The 16746-nt window shown below is 57.9% G+C and carries 18 protein-coding genes; 7 read left to right on the forward strand and 11 right to left on the reverse strand.

All coding sequences use genetic code 11. The features are described 5' to 3' along the window. Window positions 1-15 precede the first annotated feature (15 nt). The 3 genes from ABIC63_RS16935 to ABIC63_RS16945 all read left to right on the forward strand — a co-directional run bounded on the left by ABIC63_RS16935 (window position 16) and on the right by ABIC63_RS16945 (window position 3456). Window positions 16-1002 (forward strand): HlyD family secretion protein, encoded by a 987-nt coding sequence (locus tag ABIC63_RS16935; RefSeq protein ID WP_354320616.1) that lies wholly within the window; start codon window positions 16-18, stop codon window positions 1000-1002. Next, window positions 999-2486 carry an efflux transporter outer membrane subunit gene (locus tag ABIC63_RS16940; protein ID WP_354320617.1) on the forward strand — a complete coding sequence of 496 codons (1488 nt, stop codon included), beginning with the start codon at window positions 999-1001 and terminating at the stop codon, window positions 2484-2486. The genes ABIC63_RS16935 and ABIC63_RS16940 overlap by 4 nt, the downstream gene beginning before the upstream one ends. A 673-nt stretch (window positions 2487-3159) precedes the next feature. Continuing rightward, window positions 3160-3456: a hypothetical protein gene (locus ABIC63_RS16945; protein ID WP_354320618.1), complete on the forward strand. Its 297-nt coding sequence runs from the start codon at window positions 3160-3162 to the stop codon at window positions 3454-3456. Window positions 3457-3943: 487 nt separating this feature from the next. On the opposite strand, the gene ABIC63_RS16950 is transcribed toward ABIC63_RS16945, so the two are convergent. Together ABIC63_RS16950 and ABIC63_RS16955 are read right to left on the reverse strand one after the other, a co-directional pair. Next, window positions 3944-4255, reverse strand: coding sequence for a hypothetical protein (locus ABIC63_RS16950; protein ID WP_354320619.1), 312 nt, complete (start codon window positions 4253-4255; stop codon window positions 3944-3946). 72 nt (window positions 4256-4327) lie between these two features. After that, window positions 4328-5401, reverse strand: a complete 1074-nt coding sequence (locus ABIC63_RS16955; RefSeq protein ID WP_354320620.1) for a hypothetical protein — start codon at window positions 5399-5401, stop codon at window positions 4328-4330. Between the two features lie 123 nt (window positions 5402-5524). Here ABIC63_RS16955 and ABIC63_RS16960 point away from each other — a divergent pair, with 123 nt between their 5' ends. Both ABIC63_RS16960 and ABIC63_RS16965 read left to right on the forward strand, forming a co-directional pair. Beyond that, window positions 5525-6394, forward strand: a complete 870-nt coding sequence (locus ABIC63_RS16960) for an HNH endonuclease signature motif containing protein (protein ID WP_354320621.1) — start codon at window positions 5525-5527, stop codon at window positions 6392-6394. A 175-nt stretch (window positions 6395-6569) separates the two neighbouring features. After that, the gene (locus tag ABIC63_RS16965; RefSeq protein ID WP_354320622.1) at window positions 6570-7211 is read left to right on the forward strand and encodes a hypothetical protein; all 642 of its coding nucleotides are present in this window, start codon (window positions 6570-6572) and stop codon (window positions 7209-7211) included. A 169-nt stretch (window positions 7212-7380) separates the two neighbouring features. Here the strand turns inward: ABIC63_RS16965 and ABIC63_RS16970 are convergent, their stop codons facing one another. The 8 genes from ABIC63_RS16970 to ABIC63_RS17005 all read right to left on the reverse strand — a co-directional run bounded on the left by ABIC63_RS16970 (window position 7381) and on the right by ABIC63_RS17005 (window position 13136). Further along, the gene (locus tag ABIC63_RS16970; protein WP_354320623.1) at window positions 7381-7872 is read right to left on the reverse strand and encodes a hypothetical protein; all 492 of its coding nucleotides are present in this window, start codon (window positions 7870-7872) and stop codon (window positions 7381-7383) included. A gap of 329 nt (window positions 7873-8201) precedes the next feature. After that, a complete protein-coding gene (locus ABIC63_RS16975) occupies window positions 8202-8993 on the reverse strand; it encodes an HNH endonuclease (protein WP_354320624.1) in 792 nt (263 codons plus the stop codon). Between the two features lie 40 nt (window positions 8994-9033). Continuing rightward, a complete protein-coding gene (locus ABIC63_RS16980; protein WP_354320625.1) occupies window positions 9034-9930 on the reverse strand; it encodes a hypothetical protein in 897 nt (298 codons plus the stop codon). Window positions 9931-10025: 95 nt separating this feature from the next. After that, window positions 10026-10694 carry a hypothetical protein gene (locus ABIC63_RS16985; RefSeq protein ID WP_354320626.1) on the reverse strand — a complete coding sequence of 223 codons (669 nt, stop codon included), beginning with the start codon at window positions 10692-10694 and terminating at the stop codon, window positions 10026-10028. A 23-nt stretch (window positions 10695-10717) separates the two neighbouring features. Further along, window positions 10718-11116 carry a hypothetical protein gene (locus tag ABIC63_RS16990; RefSeq protein WP_354320627.1) on the reverse strand — a complete coding sequence of 133 codons (399 nt, stop codon included), beginning with the start codon at window positions 11114-11116 and terminating at the stop codon, window positions 10718-10720. A gap of 2 nt (window positions 11117-11118) precedes the next feature. Further along, window positions 11119-12012, reverse strand: a complete 894-nt coding sequence (locus ABIC63_RS16995; protein ID WP_354320628.1) for a GIY-YIG nuclease family protein — start codon at window positions 12010-12012, stop codon at window positions 11119-11121. Then, the gene (locus tag ABIC63_RS17000; protein ID WP_354320629.1) at window positions 11927-12451 is read right to left on the reverse strand and encodes a hypothetical protein; all 525 of its coding nucleotides are present in this window, start codon (window positions 12449-12451) and stop codon (window positions 11927-11929) included. The genes ABIC63_RS16995 and ABIC63_RS17000 overlap by 86 nt, the downstream gene beginning before the upstream one ends. Next, window positions 12444-13136 (reverse strand): hypothetical protein, encoded by a 693-nt coding sequence (locus tag ABIC63_RS17005; protein WP_354320630.1) that lies wholly within the window; start codon window positions 13134-13136, stop codon window positions 12444-12446. Before ABIC63_RS17005 ends, ABIC63_RS17000 begins: the two co-directional genes overlap by 8 nt. A gap of 68 nt (window positions 13137-13204) precedes the next feature. Between ABIC63_RS17005 and ABIC63_RS17010 the strand changes: the two genes are divergently transcribed. Next, a complete protein-coding gene (locus tag ABIC63_RS17010; protein WP_354320631.1) occupies window positions 13205-13486 on the forward strand; it encodes an excalibur calcium-binding domain-containing protein in 282 nt (93 codons plus the stop codon). Window positions 13487-14548: 1062 nt separating this feature from the next. Here ABIC63_RS17010 and ABIC63_RS17015 read toward each other — a convergent pair. Continuing rightward, entirely contained in the window at window positions 14549-14752 is a 204-nt protein-coding gene (locus tag ABIC63_RS17015) for a hypothetical protein (RefSeq protein ID WP_354320632.1), read from the reverse strand. A gap of 218 nt (window positions 14753-14970) precedes the next feature. Between ABIC63_RS17015 and ABIC63_RS17020 the strand changes: the two genes are divergently transcribed. Beyond that, a complete protein-coding gene (locus tag ABIC63_RS17020) occupies window positions 14971-16686 on the forward strand; it encodes a hypothetical protein (protein WP_354320633.1) in 1716 nt (571 codons plus the stop codon). Window positions 16687-16746 lie beyond the last annotated feature (60 nt).

Here is a 16746-nt window from a genome sequence, read left to right on the forward strand (position 1 = left end):
TCCTGCTGATCGACCATGAACGCCAAATCCGTCCGTCTTCCCCAATGGCTGTCGCGCCCGGCTCCAGCCCTCTTTCGCATGCTCCTGACCGGGTTAGTCGCGGTTGCGGCCTGCTGGGCAGCCCTCCAACTCTGGGACCACTATGAGCTGGCACCCTGGACACGCAACGGCCGGGTGCGGGCCGACGTCGTTCAGGTCGCGCCCGATGTTTCCGGCATGGTGGCCGTCGTGGCGGTGCGCGACAACCAGCCGGTCGCAGCGGGCGAGTTGCTCTTCACGATCGATGAAGCCCGCTTCAAGCTCGCGCTTCAGCAAGCGGAAGCTGCATTCGCCGCGCAACGGATCGTCATCGCCAATCAGCGGCTCGCGCTGGCCCAGGCGCAGCGCGAGCGCCGCCGCAATGACGAATTGGACGGGCTTGTCGCGCAGGAGGTGCGCGAGCAGTCGCGCCTGCGCGTCGAGCAGGCCCGGGGAGCGCTGCTGGGCGCCGAGACGGCGCTACGCCAGGCGCAGGTGGCGCTCGACGTGGCACGCCTGAACTTACAGCGCGCAGAAGTGCGCGCACCCGCGGCGGGCCGTGTGACGAACCTCGATCTGCGCCAGGGCACCTATGCGACGACGGGCCACCCCGCCTTGGCGCTAGTGGCTGACAACTCGATCTACGTCGAGGGCTACTTCGAGGAAAACAAGCTCTCGCGCATCCGGCTGGGCGACAGGGTGCGAGTGACCCCCATGGACGCGCCCCCCCTTGAAGGCTCGGTTGAGAGCATTGCCGCTGGTATCGGCGATCGCGATCGAAGCACCGGCGCGAACCTGCTGTCCAGCGTGAATCCGACCTTCAACTGGGTGCGGCTCGCCCAGCGCGTTCCTGTGCGGGTGAAGCTCGACCCGTTGCCGACCCATGTTCATCTGGTCGTCGGCCAGACCGTCTCCGTCGAGGTGCTGAAGGCCCGGGTAGCGGCTACAACCGCAGCGACTCGCGTTCAGGAGCCGCGGTCATGAAGCCGCTTCATGTCCTCGCTCGAACAGCCGCTGTCGCATGCGGGATGCTGGCGGGCTGTGCCCATGTTCCCATCGGCCCCGACTACGTAGCGCCAGCAGCGCTCAGCGCAGAACAGTCCGCTTCGGCAGGGCCGTTCCTCTCGGGCGGCGCGGTCACATCAGATGAAACCATGCCCGCGCATTGGTGGCGCCTGTTCGACGAACCGCAGCTCGACGGCCTGATTGCCAGCGCGTTGGCGCACAACACCGATTTGCGCCAAGCCATGGCCAACTTGGAGCGCGCCGGGACGATCGAGGCCGAGGCGTACGGCAGCAGGAACCCGTCGCTCGCCCTCCAGGGCGGGCCGAGCTTTGGTCACGCTTCGGGCTTGTCCGTCCTGCAGCAGGATCATGCGCCGCCCAGCCGAGCCAACTACAGCGCGGGGTTGGCCGTCTCCTATCAACTGGATCTGGTTGGTCAGCTGCGCCGCGCCATCGAAGCTGCCGAGTCGGACACGGGCGCCGCGCGCGCAGCGGTGGACATGGTGCGCGTGAGCGTCGTGGGCGGCACGGCGCAGGCCTACGCTTCGGCGTGCTCCGCCGGTCTGCAGTTGCGCGTGGCGCATGCGTCGATACGCTTGCAGGAAAAGGCGCTCGCGCTCGCGCTGCGCTTGCAACGCGCCGGCAAGGCCAGCACCATGGACGCCGCGCGTACGCGCGCGCAGCTCGAAACCCTGCGCGCCGCGATTCCCCCGCTGGAGGCCCAACGCCAGCAGGCGCTGTATCAGCTTGCCGCGCTCACGGGTGCGCCGCCGCGCAACTTTCCTCATGCCGTCAGCCAGTGCGAGCAGCCTCCGCGTGTGGCCGGTTTGCTCCCGGTCGGTGATGGCACCGCGCTGCTTGCGCGTCGACCCGATGTGCGGCAAGCCGAGCGAAGCCTGGCATCGGCCACGGCACGAATCGGCGTGGCGACGGGCGATCTCTATCCCAAGGTGACACTGGGTCTGACATCGGGATCATCAGGCTTTCTCGAACGCTTCGCCAACCACGAGACCTTCAGCTACAGCGTCGGTCCGCTGATCAGTTGGACGGTTCCAAACACGGGTGTGGCCCGCGCGCGGATCGGCCAAGCCGAAGCAACGTCGCGCGGTGCGCTCGCACGATTCGACGGCACCGTTGTGAATGCGCTAAGCGAAGTCGAGACCGCACTGGACGCTTACGCGCGGGAGCTCGATCGCCATGCGGCGCTCGCCGCCGCACGGGACCAGAGCCTGATCGTGGCAGAGCAGTCTCGGGCGCTTCTGATCAGCGGGAAGATTGGCCAGCTCGATGTCCTGGATGCGCAGCGCACGCTGGCGTCCCAAGAGGCTGCGCTGGCTGTCTCGGATGCGCAGATTGCGCAGTATCAGATCGCCGTGTTCATGGCATTGGGGGGCGGGTGGGAACAAGCGCCAGACAGCGATCCTCAAACTCGGCCAGCACGACCGACGGCCGGCAAGACCTGAACAACAAGCCCCCGCGACGAGCTTCAGGGAAGCATCCGGAATTCCTCAGCATCGCATCGAGACGAGCGCACATGACGAGCCCAACATCAAAGTCCGAGATCTCGAGCATTCAGTCTAGGCACGCATCTTTCGCCAACATCTGGGACGCCAGCTCCCGACATAGTCTCCGAGGACCCCGGCTTCACTCCCACTCAATCATCAACAGGCCCTGAAACCCGCGTCGTTAAAGGGTTTGGCTCTGATCGACTCGGCTTTTATCGTCACTTTTACCGTCAAAACAGCCCATCTTTTGTTGGCGCGGGAGATGGAGCAATTTGCGCGGCGTCGACACTTTCGGCCTTATCGTCGAACAGTATGCATCTTAGCGCGCTCGAACTTGCCCTGGAACGCCCTTCTCCTCGCCTGCTTACGGCGGCATTCCACCGAGTGTTCTCGCCGCATGTTCGAGCCCGCCCAGGATGGCATCGCGGACACGCGATGAGAAGTCCTGTGGCGATTCTGCGTATTTCGGCCCATCGTGACCGCCCGTTCCGGGATCGTGACCGAGTGGTCCGGAGCCGTGACCGGCGAGGTCTGGAGGGAATGAAAGGGTTGCGTATGACTGACCCGCGGGGCCATAGGCTGCCGGCCTTTTGCCGGAGCGCCGATGGCACCGCCAACGATGGACATACGCATGATCAAGGATGTACTGCGACTGAAGCTGCACGGCGGCCTGTCGCATGAGGCAATCGCCCGGAGCCTGTCGGTCTCCAAGGGCGTGGTGGCGAAGTACGTGGCGCTGGCCGGCGCTGCGGGCCTGAACCGCTGGGAGGCTGTCGAGCCGCTGGGCCAGGCCGAGCTACAGCGGCGCCTGCTCGGCACCTCGGCCGAGCAGCGCCGCGTGGCCCAGCCCGACTTCGCCCGCGTGCACGTCGAACTGCGTCGCAAGGGCGTGACGCTCACGCTGCTGTGGGAGGAATACCGCGGCTGAAGTACCCGCAGGCCTGCATCGAGGACGTACAGGCCGGCACCGGCCGTGGCCTGTAGCGCAACGCCTTCACGCAACTGGCGCTGTCGCGCTGGGTCGAGCAGGGCATGTCCGAGCCAGAAGTTCTTCGATGATCGGCTCGGCGTTCGCTGCGTAGCCAACTATCTGCGCGGTGCTATTGAAGTGCCTGCGTTGGATGGCCTCAAGCGCGAAATGAACGCAGGCGATGCCATGGCCATGGCCGCAGGTTCATTGGAGTACGGCCCCAAAGGGTATGGCGTCCAAGCTGCGGTAGTGACCGGTCAACCAGCTCTCGCTTGGGGCAAACGCTGGGAGAGTTAGAAGGACCCAGGCGCCTACTACAACTTCAAAGTCGGAGGTGCTCGAAAGACAGTTGGTGTCTCTGCAGGCATTGCTTGGTGATCAACCACCATGAAGAAAGGCCCCAGGGAAACCGAGGGGCCTTCTTCTTGTGCGTCAGGAGCTCAACTTATTTGCCGCGAAACACCCACTGGTCTGACACCTTCTCGAACACCAAATCGTTGTCCTTCTTCGGTTCGCCATTCGTCATGACGTACTCAAACGAGCACAGGTAGTAGGTGCCCGAAGACTTGATTTCCTTGTCGGTGGCCTTGCGACAACCAGTGCTCTTGATAGTCTGGGGCTGAGAACCCCTCATTGCCAGCGCAGCGCGCAGCTGAGGCACGGTGTCTTCGTCCCGAGGACCGCCACCAGAGCACGCAACAAGCAACGCACACATGCCAAGCGCCAGCGCGCCCACCAGCTCATTCGAGTTCTTCACACAACCTCCAATAGTCAGATACGGACTATTGATTAGAGCATGCGGCGCTGCTGCCTGAGCTGTGGCAAACGCTTAGAAGCTTGCAGCGGCCTTTGCGCGGTAGCGGAGCTCTTCTTTACTCTCGCGACACCTAACCCGAATCCCGTCCTCGTAGCAACCCTTACCAGAGGTTGAAGAACTCTCAGCGCTCGATTCCTTCGGCACAACAACCTTTTCCTCGACTTGAACGCCCTTGGCATGCTGAGCAGCCATGAAGTCCCCAATCGGGTCTTGAACCTGCGCGGCAGCGGGCTTGCTCGGGTCAATGTTGAAGAGCGCGAGTAGCTGGGAGGAGCTCGGCGCCGGGCCAGCGCCAATGAGATAGTTGAACGTCTCAGGCTCGAAGAACATGGCGAGCACTTGAAGGCGGCTCTTCGTGTCCTCAATCGTGTTGTTGTTCGCCTGGACCACGTAGCGAGTACTGTCCTCGATGGCCTGGCGGTTCTTCGCACTGGGGTCTTGCGCGTAGAGCTCCACCGCTTTGGTGAGGCGCTTGTAGCGCTTGATTCCGTTGGTACCGACCTTGGACGTGAGTAGAACCAGCGCGTCCTTTTGGTTCGCAGCGAGCTTGTCGAAGCCCTTCACTTCTTCCGCAAGCACCTTCTCGTACTGGGGGCGCATAGAAGCCAGCACCTGGGCCAGCATGAAGCTCTGTTGGTCCACCTTCGCTTCAATCGCCGTGGTGCGGCTTCGAATGTCCTTGGTGTCGTCTTTGATAGACACTAGCCAGGCGTCCTGCCAGCTCTTCACCGTTGCGCTGTACCCGGCAATCACACCACCTTGTTGCGCGTGCCGGCTGCTGGCAATTGCTCCCGCACAGAAGAGGCCTGCGCACACGGCCAGGACGGAGAGCACCGCACCAGGCAGGACCACCTTGGCGGGTTTACCCAACGCCTTGGCAACGAGGAGCGCGACCAAGCACGCTGCAACCAGACTCGCGACCACAGCACCCAGCGTTGGGGCCCAGGGCTTGAGTACGTCCAGAATGGGGACAAGAACAATCGTGGTGAACACCACAACGGTGTTGATTGGCCCAATGTTGTCAACGACGAAGTTGCGGCTGGTCTTCACATGACCGCCGAGCTCGCCAAGAACAGTGCTCACCATGCTCCGCTCCGATAGTCCCTATCGAACTATTACACCATGCAGGCACTGGCTCAGGGGCGGTCTGGCGCGTTGAAGCAGGTAGATTCCGTATCTGCAGACCCACCCAGCGGACGAAGGAGTCGAATGAGTGAAGCAACAGGTAACCCTAGCAAGAACGAAATCCTTAGAGCCGCAGTGACGGAGCTCATGTTGGCCGAGGGGTTTACAGGGGTCCGACACTACGCGAAAGGCTCCACGAAGCTCTGCGAGGCAGAGTCCGCGGATAGTTCGCAATCAAGATTCTGGATCAAGAAGGATTGGATTGATGACGCAACGTCATCCGCTGCAATATCACTCGCTCATGCTGGCCAGACCAGAGCGCCAACTAGCCTCCTTTTAGCCCGGGTACGACAGGTAGGTAAAGGGATGAAGTCGCAAGGCGTGGACTACCTCCTACTCGTTTACCTCAAAGAGCGGGCTATTCAGTCCCACTATGCGCTGCCCATCGATAGCGTGGTGGAGGTTTACGCCAAGCAGCTTGAAGGGTGGCCAAGCATGGCGGTCAATGGCAGTGATGCACAGCTTTGGTTTTACCAGGAGGCCACTGAGCGCCATGCTGAATGTGTAAGGCACGTCCACGCCGCAGCAGTGCCACTGGCCACCATTTCAGGCAAGACCGATCCAAGTACCGGCGAGTCGGCAGCCGTTAAGACCGTCCTCGCTGAGATCGAGCGCCGCCTACAGCAGGAGGCCTTCAAGAACCGACTAGGCGAGAAGTACGGCTGGCGCTGCGCCGTGTCTGGCAACGAGGTTCGGGAGGTTTTGGACGTCGCGCACCTTCCGGGCAGAGACTGGAGACAGCACAACACTGTGGAAGACGGCGTCTTGCTCAGAGCCGACCTTCACCGCCTGCTAGACAGTGGCCTGGCCACCCTCCGCGACGGCAAGTTCTGCATAGAAGAAAAGGCGTTGTGCGACCACTACGTCGACTTCAACGGCCGCCCCATTCGCTAACGGCTGCCGTCGAACAAAGTCGCTACTTCAACGAATTGACCTTTAAAGAACTATCTTCCGAAAACCACAGCGTGGCTATCGAAAGCGTGAAGTCTTACGTTGATCTTTACGATATCCGAGGTAGGCAGGTTGATGAACCTATCGACACTTTTCTAAAGCCAAATTGAACAACCCTATGAAAGTAATGAATGCCGACGAGGCTGTTCCTGAAATTTTCTATATATTTGTCAATGAACTAAGCCCACTCACCAAACACAACTTCATAACTGTAGGCCAGTTTACAAGTGGGGCATTCTTAGGGCTAGGTGACTCAGAGTTTGTACTTAAGTATATAAACGGCACAGTTCGATACTTGCCCTTCGAGCCGTGTGAAATGGACGCCATGGGAATTACACCTTTCCACATGACTGCTACGTGCGACTACAGAGTTGAGTACGACGCGGAGTATTTCAGAGAGAAGCACGCCAAACTCTTTCCGTCTCGTTTTTCTGCAATCTACGCATTTGGGGACTTTGCAATTTGCGAAATGGTCAGTCGCAAGCATGGGTGGAATCTTAATTCAGTAAAACGGTTCAAGCTGCTACCCAGCCCTTTCAATAGAGTCGTGAAGGTCAACATGGAGCATGTTTCATTAGCTCGCCACGCCTATCGAAACTCTTCGTTCGGCAATACCGACGGTCTCTGGCAAGGCTACTGGTCCGGAGCCGCAAGTGCCAGCGTCACTATGCCGGGTGAAGGTTTCAAGACCGTCACTCATGAATCCGGCACGATTTGGGAGTACCTGATTGAAGGTGCTGTACAACACATAGACAGATGAGCGCTCAACATGAACGACTGATGCTCCCAGGCCTATACGCCATTGCGATAGCCTACCAGCAGCTCACCGGCCAATGCTTCGACTGAGCACCCCATGTCGACTACGTCAGCACGAACTCATGGAGCGGCCCAGAGCAGCGAACGCCTCAAGCAGTTTGATAGCGCTCAATTTACTGTTTGATAAAGGCTCTATCCACAAGCTTTAGCGTGTAAGAGACTGGCTTGCTGGGAACATGCTGGCGATCATTCGGGCCATAAGCAAGGCCTTTAATAACCAGCTGACCGTTTCCACCGCTTATGCCCGTCACAACAGCGACATCAAATTGCGGGAACTTGTAATCAAGTTGTACTGTAGGAGCAGTTGATGAAAACCCAGCCTGCTCAATCACAGTGAAATTCGGAGTTATTGTGCCGTTCCCGCCAGAACAGCCGAAGTCACCCTGCCAGTAAACCACATATATCTCTCCAAGATTATCGCCCGGAGATAAGCCAGGTTTTACCTTAACTGCTTTGTACTGATCCTTCTGTCCCGCCACATCTTCTAGTTGACACGCCACGGTTTCGCTAAACCTCTTTGCGATTCGAGACACTTCCTTTAGATCCGCTGCCTTACAGCCCACTGCAGCAAGTAGTGAAAGAACAAACACTGATAATTTTTTCATGGGTACGTAATTTCTCGGTTTTAGATTGCTGTCGCTAAATTAGATCTAAGAAGTAACGCTCATCCTCAGCTACATAGCTTGTGTCGCCAGTCCGTTGCAAGAATGCAGCTAGAACGCTGTCCTCCAGCTCAAAACTGATGATAGGCAACTGTAAGATAGTGTAAACTAAAAACTAGAAGAAAGTACTTTTATTTCACTCATCATTCAGTCTTTTTGCTTCTGGTCGAGTGGATTACTAATGAACGCTGCCATGGCAGACATGACAATGCACGCGACCATATGGCCCGCCGCCATGTAGTAGTACAAATTTCCTACGAATGACTTCTTGGCTACAACGCATGAAGTGACGGAGGTGATGCGAACAAGCCAGGGTGCTTGGTCTCCAGCTCTGCGCGCTTTGCCAAGCTTCCATGCACCCTGCTTAACGTATCAGCTGAAAGTTGCCTTACTAAAGTTGGGTAAGAGAGGTGTGTCCACCCATCCGCCCAACTTACTTCACCACTTGGAGAAATGCGAAGCAAATTGCGGTCATAGAGCCGGTGCAAGTCGGCACGAAGAAGCAGTCCGTTTTGTGGATTGCCCGGCCTGGGGTCCAACTCGAATGGAACGATATGCGCTGCATCGAGCGCAGGGGTGCCAATGAACCCTGTCAGTTCGCAAGCACAGTTCTCTGGACCGCCCGCCCTTTGGATAAGCGCTTCTCGAAATGCTTGCTGACCAGCTCGTACTAAGAGCTCAAACGTGCGGCGTTCCGGCCCACTAAAAACCATACATCTCTTAGCAGCTCCACTAGATTCAGGGTCTTCGCACAACCAGAAAGCGACGGCCTTCCAAGTTTTCGGCGAAGCCTTTTCCATCTCAATACTGCTTTCACCGAAGAGCCAGTCAGAACTGACTTGAGCGTTCTCTCCAACATGTCGCTTGTAGGACAGCGAGATTGACATGTGCGTGTTTGAGCGCAACACACCAACACACTGAGTGGTAAAGGTATAGTTCTCCGAGCTGTCGTTCTCGCTCTCCACTGTAAGGATCTCATCACCAGCTTTAAGGGTGTCGAGGTCCACCTCAAAGGCTTCCTTCGTAAGGGTCCACTGAATATAGAAAGTGGTGAGATTGCTCATTTGTCGAAGCGTTGCCTTGATGAATGAAAGGTCTACTGCTTTAGGGTGTCCCGCGCCTTACGCTCTCCGCGTCAGCCCTGAGTGCCTCTTGCTTCGATAGCTCGCGTTGATACACGTCTCGAATCTTGAAGAACTCAGTCTTGGAGTTTTCGCCGGCAGTCTTGAGAGATTGGGTGAGCTGGGGCACACGGCCGCAGTCTTTCTTGAAGCTCTGGGTGTCAATGTCTGGCGGCGTGGGCTCTTGGCATACCTTGCTGGCCGCGACGAGTAGCTCGTCGAGTCGTTGCCATTCACGCATGGAGTCTTCGTAGGCGTGCCTGACCTCGATATGGGGGTGCTGTGTCTCGTCTATCGACGTGTGGAACATGCTGGCCGTGAGCGTGCTGCGCCGACCAATCAACTCCCCTGTATCACCCCTTGCCGCCTTCACTTGAGCGAGTAGGTCTTCAAGCTTTGCAGTGGTGGCCTCATACCTGGCCGGGTAGTCCGTGTACTTTCGAAATGAGAGACTTTGCATGGCGTTGTACCGAAGAGTCGCCAAGACGATTCCCTGAAGCGCCTCAGTGCGCTTTCTCCAGCTCTTTTGTCGCTGGGCCTTTGCTTCCGCCTTCTCTTTCGCAGCAGTGGCTTGCTCGGCACCCTGCCTCAACGCTTCAAGAGCTCGGGTTTCGTCGTCTTCACCGGCTGGTCGAAGATTTGCACGAAGACCACCAGCCCCAGTCAGTTGTATGAGGCCACCAGGCATGCGCTTGCCAGAGAATGCCCGCACACCACCTTCATGCCAAGCGGCCTCTATCTTGCCGACGAACTGCTCACCACTGGCTGCGCCACTGATAGGAGCGTCGAGAGTACTGAGCTTGTTGTCCTTGCCAAGCGAGACTTGTCGAAAGCGCCCGACCACTGCACCGCCAGGCAATTCAACGAGCTGGACATACACGGTGAAGTCCTGCCCCACAGCCAGGTATGAACCCGACCAGCCCGAAGCAAAGGCCGGGGCTGCGCACACCGCCAGACACGCAAAGACACCACTCCTCATTGGGGTTTCGCGGTTCTTATGTAGCCTTGGCGGTCATTGATTCGTAGACCTGCAGGCGTCACCACGTAGTAGGCCCCATGTTTGTCTCCCACTTTCACATAAGTGTCGCCAGCGGGGGCGAGCTCATACTCACCCTTGCTTCCGTCTCCATTCACGCGCGTGAGCCAAGTCTTCCCGCCCTCTACGCGAATGGTGAAGGTGGCATTGAGGTAGCTGGGTGAACCTACGTCGTCATACCAAGAGCCAATCGTTCGGCCAGGCGGCGCCGAGGGCTTCGACTCACCCGAGTTCTTCATACACAGCGCAATCGACTGCGGTTCACCCTTTGGGTTCTCCAGCACGAACGCGGCCATGAGCAGGTTGTAGCGCTTGAGCACCGAGGAGAGCTCTGCCGTGCAGCTCTTCGTTTCCCATATCTTCGTGCGACCGTAATTGACCGCGTAGGCCGCCTTGTCCTCTTTCGCGTTGGGCAGCGACATGAGAGACGGAGAGCTTGTTGTGAACGACACGCGAAAAGTGTTGTCGCCCGTGCGCTCCACGCTCCTGAATCGAATGCCCCGCTCAGGTGTTGAGGCTTCAAGCGCTCGCGCGTAAGTGGTGAGGTCTGTCTCTACTTCAGACTGGGCCAATGCGGTCCAAGAAGCGAGCGTGGTGACGAGGGCCACTATGGCAAGGGTTCCTAATCGTCTCATGGCTCCTCCCTTGGCTTGGCAAGCGGCCGCACACCAGTCCTGAGCTCCTCCAGCACGGCCGCTGGCGTCAAGTCACGCTTCGGCCCAAAACAGACCCAAACGCCCCTTGGCCTACGACCGCCAAACTCTGACTCGTCGGCAATGCCTATCTCCTCAAGAAGCTCTGCGAGCCTTATCTCCTGGTGAATACCGTTGATCACGGCCCTGCGGTACACCTTGCCTGCCATATTCTTGAACGCCACAACGCTGTCGGACGAACCACCTGGCTTGCGCTTCGCCGAAGCGATGGCCTTCACAATCTCAGCGTCTTGAGGGTGCGTTTCGATTCCTCCGAGCAAGCCGATATCGAGCGGCTTCTTCTCAAGCTTCTTTCGCGGTGCGGTCGGTGTAGGCATGCTCAGTTTCCGTTGTACCCATGTACGCGAGTCAGCAACACCCTCTTCCAATGGGCCTCGCGCGCCAACACTTCTTCTGGCTTCGTGTGGGTGTCAGCAATCTCCAGCACCGAAAAGTGAAAGCTCTCTGCTCTCGCCGGTCCTGCTTCGTCTATGAGCTGTCGAAGTCTCACGTTGTCGCCATGCCCGCCCAGATAGGCACACCAACGCGACCAAAACCCGCCCTCACCGGTCGCGCTGCCTACATAGAGCTTGCCGTCTTTGTGGTCCGATATCAGGTACACGCCCGCAACGCTTTCCAATGCGGCGCGCCACGAAGGAATGGCCTGGCGAACGATGACGCCAAGCTCACCGAACGAGATGTCGATGTTCTTGAAGCCTGGGAAGTCCGCGAGCTGAAGACGTTCGCTCTTGACCTCGTGAATGACACACGAGGGCGCCACAGTCTCGCCTAGAAGGTACGAGTTGCGGCTAGGCCGTCGATACTGACAGACCGCCCGTCCTGCCAGGCCCTGCGTGTTCGGCATGGGGCTCAGGTCATACTCAACGTGGTCGTCAAACTTCTCGCTGCCACCGCGAGAGTAGCTCCCCACATAGAGCCAGCGGTTGGGCTCTTTGAGCTGAATGAGCGAGACAACGTACTCACGCTCGAAGTTGCGCTTCGACTGCCAGCTCTGCCAAGAATCGAACTTCCCTTTGACATACACGTCGAGGGGGTCTTCGTAGCCGTTCCAACCGGCCAAGTGGACCTTGCAGCGGTCGGGCTGGAGCTCTGGTGATTCAAGTTTCAACAGGTCAAAGAGCAACACGTCATTCGCCTTGTTCAATCTTCTTGGCTTCAGCCAGCACCAACCCACGCCACCCAGCCATGTCTGGGTCCACTTGGTATCGGGCACGTACTCTCTCCTTGGCTTGGCGCTCAACGTCAGCGCTCAACACAGTTCCGAGCATTCGGCTTTCACCACGACTACGCCCCGTCCCAACAACACTTCCTTTGGCGGCCAATGCGGCCTTGAGAGCAGCGAGCTTGGATTCGGTTGCAGCGCGTAGCTGAGCTTGCTCAGCCTTGAGCTTGGCAAGAAGCTCCGCAGTGTTGTGAAGAAGTTGCTCCCGCTCTTCGTCGGTGAGCCGTCTTTCGCCGCTCGTGTGTGTGGCCCCTTGAGTCTTCGATGTCCAGCCAAACAGCTTCTTGCAGCACTCCGAGCCGTACAGCTTGAACTCACCCTCCACGCTCAAGAGGTGAACAGCTTTGTAGACGGCATGGTTGCAACCTGGCGCCTGGCAGCGCAGTCGCTTTTCTTTGTCTACCTCAAAGACACCCAGGAGCTCAGGCACGAGCGTTCCTGTACGCCAAGCGCGCGGCGTTGTCGGCTTCGATGGCGTCCAGTACAGGCGCCGCCGCAGCCTTCAGCTGCTTATCGTTGATGGCTCTGGGAAGAACGTATGTCCAGCGGGCATTCAGTGCCTTCGAAGCCTCACGCCCGACGCCTACCCCCAGGTACACCAATGTGTCAGGTTGAAGTGCCCGCACGAGAGGCGCTGCCACGAGCTCAAGCGACCTCTTCCGGGTGGACGAAGACAGTGATTCGTCGTTTCGCGTGCGGAATGGGCAAGCGTTGAAAAACGCCACGTCGTCCAAGGTCTCATCGAGCCGAGCGAGCACGCGTCTCAGGAGCACACCCATGCCGATTGTCGGTAGCTGGGCATGGAAGGCGCGAGTCACGCCTTCGAGCAGTTCAACAGGTGAGGTTTCCTGTTCGTCCCGAAGCGCGTAGAGACGACGCTGAACGTCAAGGTCTAGCGCCGTTGGTGCGACCTGGCTGTCACCGCCCCCACCGGGATTCTTGGCTACGAGGACAGTGCCGCCCCGAAAGTTGCGGCCCACCCAACCGACGTACGGCGTGTTCGCCGAGCCGGCGAGCGACACGGGCATTCCCTTGTCTCCCCTGAAGAGCTGATCACGTCTCACCCAAGCTGCGGCGCGAAACGCCTGCGCAATTGATTCCCTGCTGAAATCCATTTGTCTCCTGCAAGCTGAACCAGAGCTGAATGTAAGATAGTGTAAGCACACTCTAGCAGGAGGCGGCCATGTTTCGACTCGTCCTTTTGGTTGTACTGGGCCTTGCGGCATGGAAGGGGTATGAGCACTACCAAGGAAAGAGGACGGCTACGACTGTTGCGCCGGCACCAGAGCTCGCGGTCCAGGCGCCCAGCCAGCCCGCACAGCTCTTCCGGTGCGACGGCCGCAAGTACTGTTCGCAAATGACCTCCTGCGCAGAGGCGACCTACTTCTTGAAGAACTGTCCCGACGTGAAAATGGACGGCAACGGCGATGGCGTGCCCTGCGAACAGCAGTGGTGCCGCCCCTGAGGAGACCCTCCGTGTGCAACGCTTGGAATCACCCACCAGGTTGCTCATGTGGCTGGGGCGGCGGCTGGCGCGGCTCGGGAAGCTTTACGCACCGAATTCAGTCGGTCACGTATGAGACCTTCACAAGGCCTACTGGCTGTCCCGTTTGTGGCGCTCCGGTGTTTTTCTACCAGTCGCCGGTGGGGGGAAGAGTTTTCTTCGACTCACTAGGCCCGCCATGGCTCAAACACCCTTGCACAGACAATGGGCGCCCTGTGCTGCTTAGCACAGCACACCCCGTCTATCAGTCAGACAAAACGAGTGGCAATCAAAAGCCGTTTCTTTTTCCCTGGCAACGAGAGGGCTGGCAACCATTCATTGTTAGCTTTGTCCTTGACTTTCACCCACAACTTCTTCGAGTTAGTGCTAGCGTTCAAGGACGAGAAGTTGAAGTCTACATAGTGAAAAGGAGCTTGAAGCAAGCCACAAGCCCGAGCGACTTCATTCTTGGTTCAGTAATTCAGTGCAAGCTCAAAAGTCAAGGCGACTACGAGCTGTCACTTTTTGGAACAGCCTTGAGGCCCCTCCAGCTCACAGGCTATGCTTCTTCTATTAACGCGCTGAATGCCGCGCCTCAAGGCTACTCTGGTGCAAGAAGACGAAAAAGCGCGTCCAGGCCCAGTCGATAAGGCAAGAGCCTAGTGCCAAGGCGCCGTAAAGGTTTCCTCAGAGTACATGCTAGAACTTGCAATGAGAGGGATAAATAGAGATACGAACAATGTGGTTGACATTAAGCTCGAATGGAGAAATGTGCGCTGCATGGAACGCAGGAGTGATGGCAAGTCCAGTCAGCGCACAAACGCTGTATGCTGGACCGCTCGCCCTGTCGATATGCGCTTGTCGAAACGTTTACTGGCCAGTTTGCCCTATAAGAACGAACGTGTGGCCCTCCGGCCGAAGAAAGACTTTGCAATGTCGCGTCCGCTAGACTTTTCTTTTCGCTAAATAAAAAGGCTACGGCCTTTCTGGTTTTAGAATGGTCTCTCAATCTCAATACTGCCCACACATAAAATCCAGTGTAAACTAGCTCTTTTTGCTTGGCTGGCGCAAAAGCTTTTTTTCAATATCTTGGCGCACTTCTACCGGTACGATTGCCCCAACGTCGGGTTGCTCAAGCCGCTCTATAACCTCATTCCACAAAAGAAGGCCAAAATCTCTAACTTCAGCGGGCAAACCTCCATTATTAAGCAATTTTGACTCTTTTGCAAGCTTATAAAGCGATTTCAATTCTGAATTCCTTTCAATTTAATATCTATCGTCATCTACATAGTTCATCTATGGCCTGCCCTTTTCAGGGTCGAAGTACTGCTCAAAAGCTCCACGCTCGTCTCGACACGACATGACTATAGAGCGGCCCATCGCGATTCCAAACAGTTGAGCAGTGTTAACCCGCAGGCGGTGTACCCTTCGACCGGATGGTTCAAATGGCAAGAGGTGTACTGGCAATGAGCATGACAAAGTGGTGGAAGTGTGACCTGCAGGTGGCGACGCCGGCGTGGGACTTCACGTTCCCTGCAGGGTCCAACTACCGTCTCAAAGACGCCGATGCGACGCTGGCCGCGAACGAGCGAGCGCGGTTTTTGGACGATTACATGAAGGCGCTTCAAGCGCAAGGTGTTGAAGTCATAGCTCTCGCTGACCACAACACAGGGGACTGGATTGACGATGCAAAGGCCGCAGGTCGACGGCACGGCGTTATCGTCTTCCCTGGTTGCGAACTGACGACCAGCTCTGGCAAAGACGGAGCACACCTGATAGTCATTGGTGACCGCGACAAGACGACCAGAGACTTCGACCGACTTGTATACGGAGCTTTCGGCTATGACCAGGCCGGCAATCAACCCTATCGCATGATTGGCGGCAAGCTTGAGCCGGCGCCTTCGTCGAAGTCAATCTGCCAGTTGCTTGACGACCTCCCCGATGGGTACCTAGCAATTGGGCCCCATGCCCTCTCTGACAACGGCTTGGCTTCGAGCAAGACGGTTAAGGGCGACCTGCGCTACAAGGCTCTTCACCACGAAAGGCTTGTTGCCATTGATCCAGGAGACGGCAACAAGACCGGTGCTGCGAACGCCAATGTGTTCAACCGTCACCACATTGCCGACCTGCCCAGGCTCAGGACGATTGCTTTCGTCTCGACCTCCGACGCGTACAGCCTTGATCGGCTCGGCAAGCGCTTCACTTGGATACGCATGGCGGAGCCAACCATTGAGGCCTTGCGCCAGGCGTTTTTGGACCATGAGTCGCGCATTCTGTGTGATTGGTCTCCCAGGCTCGCAAGCTTCAAGGACCGCAACCCGAACAATGTGCGCCACGCGTGGATCTCGTCGCTCACACTGGGTGGGACGCTTGGCAACTCCAATGAAGCTCTGTCTCTTGATCTACACCCCGGCCTCAATGTCATTGTGGGCGGTCGCGGCAGTGGCAAATCGTCTGTGGTCGCGGCGCTTCGACAGCTCTACTCCAACACAAGCAGCCTTCCCTATCGGCTCAAACAAGAAGCCGACGATTTTGCGCAGACGGTGTTCAAGGAAGCAGCGCTCGAAGCAACTCACCGTCTGCAGGAATCGCAGGCTGAGCAGAAGGTGCGTTGGACACTCGGGACAGGTAGCCAAACCCAGGCCGAAGGCCAGTTCGTCCCCACCTCGTTCAGCGCCACTGTGATAGGTCAGAAAGAGCTCTTCGAACGTGCAGCCGGGGACAAGAACGATCCAGAGCTCACTTCAAGGAGCCTCCTTTCGCTTGTCGATAGCGGTCTGGGCCAGCCTTACAGCTGGCACCAAGCTTGGGATGCGCCTGAACTGACGGCGACCTCTGTAAGCCAGACATTCGAAGAACTACTTGAAGACGCCAGAGCCCACTGGATGGCTCAACGACGCTCCCTTGAGCGTTTGACCGCTGACGTTGAACAGCTGCCAGCTCTTCGCGCCCAAATGGCAGTGTTGGCGGAACAGGTAGCTGCCTTCTCCGCTCCTGAGGTCAAGTCCAGACTCTCAATCATTGAGATGCGAAGCAGCGAGAAGACAAGGCTGCACGAGCAGCGTAAGTCGATAGAGGACGCCCTCACGCAGCTCGGTAGTGTCATGAGGCGCTTAGCAGGTAATGGGATAGCTACTGGCGATGAGGTGACCTGCCCCAAGAACCCGTACCAGTCGATTTGAGGAATCCGCTGGGTTGAAGGAGATTACTCCTGGTTTTGCTGCGGCGCCGGCACGGCGCCG

Origin of the sequence: Pseudacidovorax sp. 1753, assembly GCF_040544975.1 — a bacterium.
In the GTDB taxonomy this organism is placed as follows: Bacteria; Pseudomonadota; Gammaproteobacteria; order Burkholderiales; family Burkholderiaceae_C; genus Xenophilus.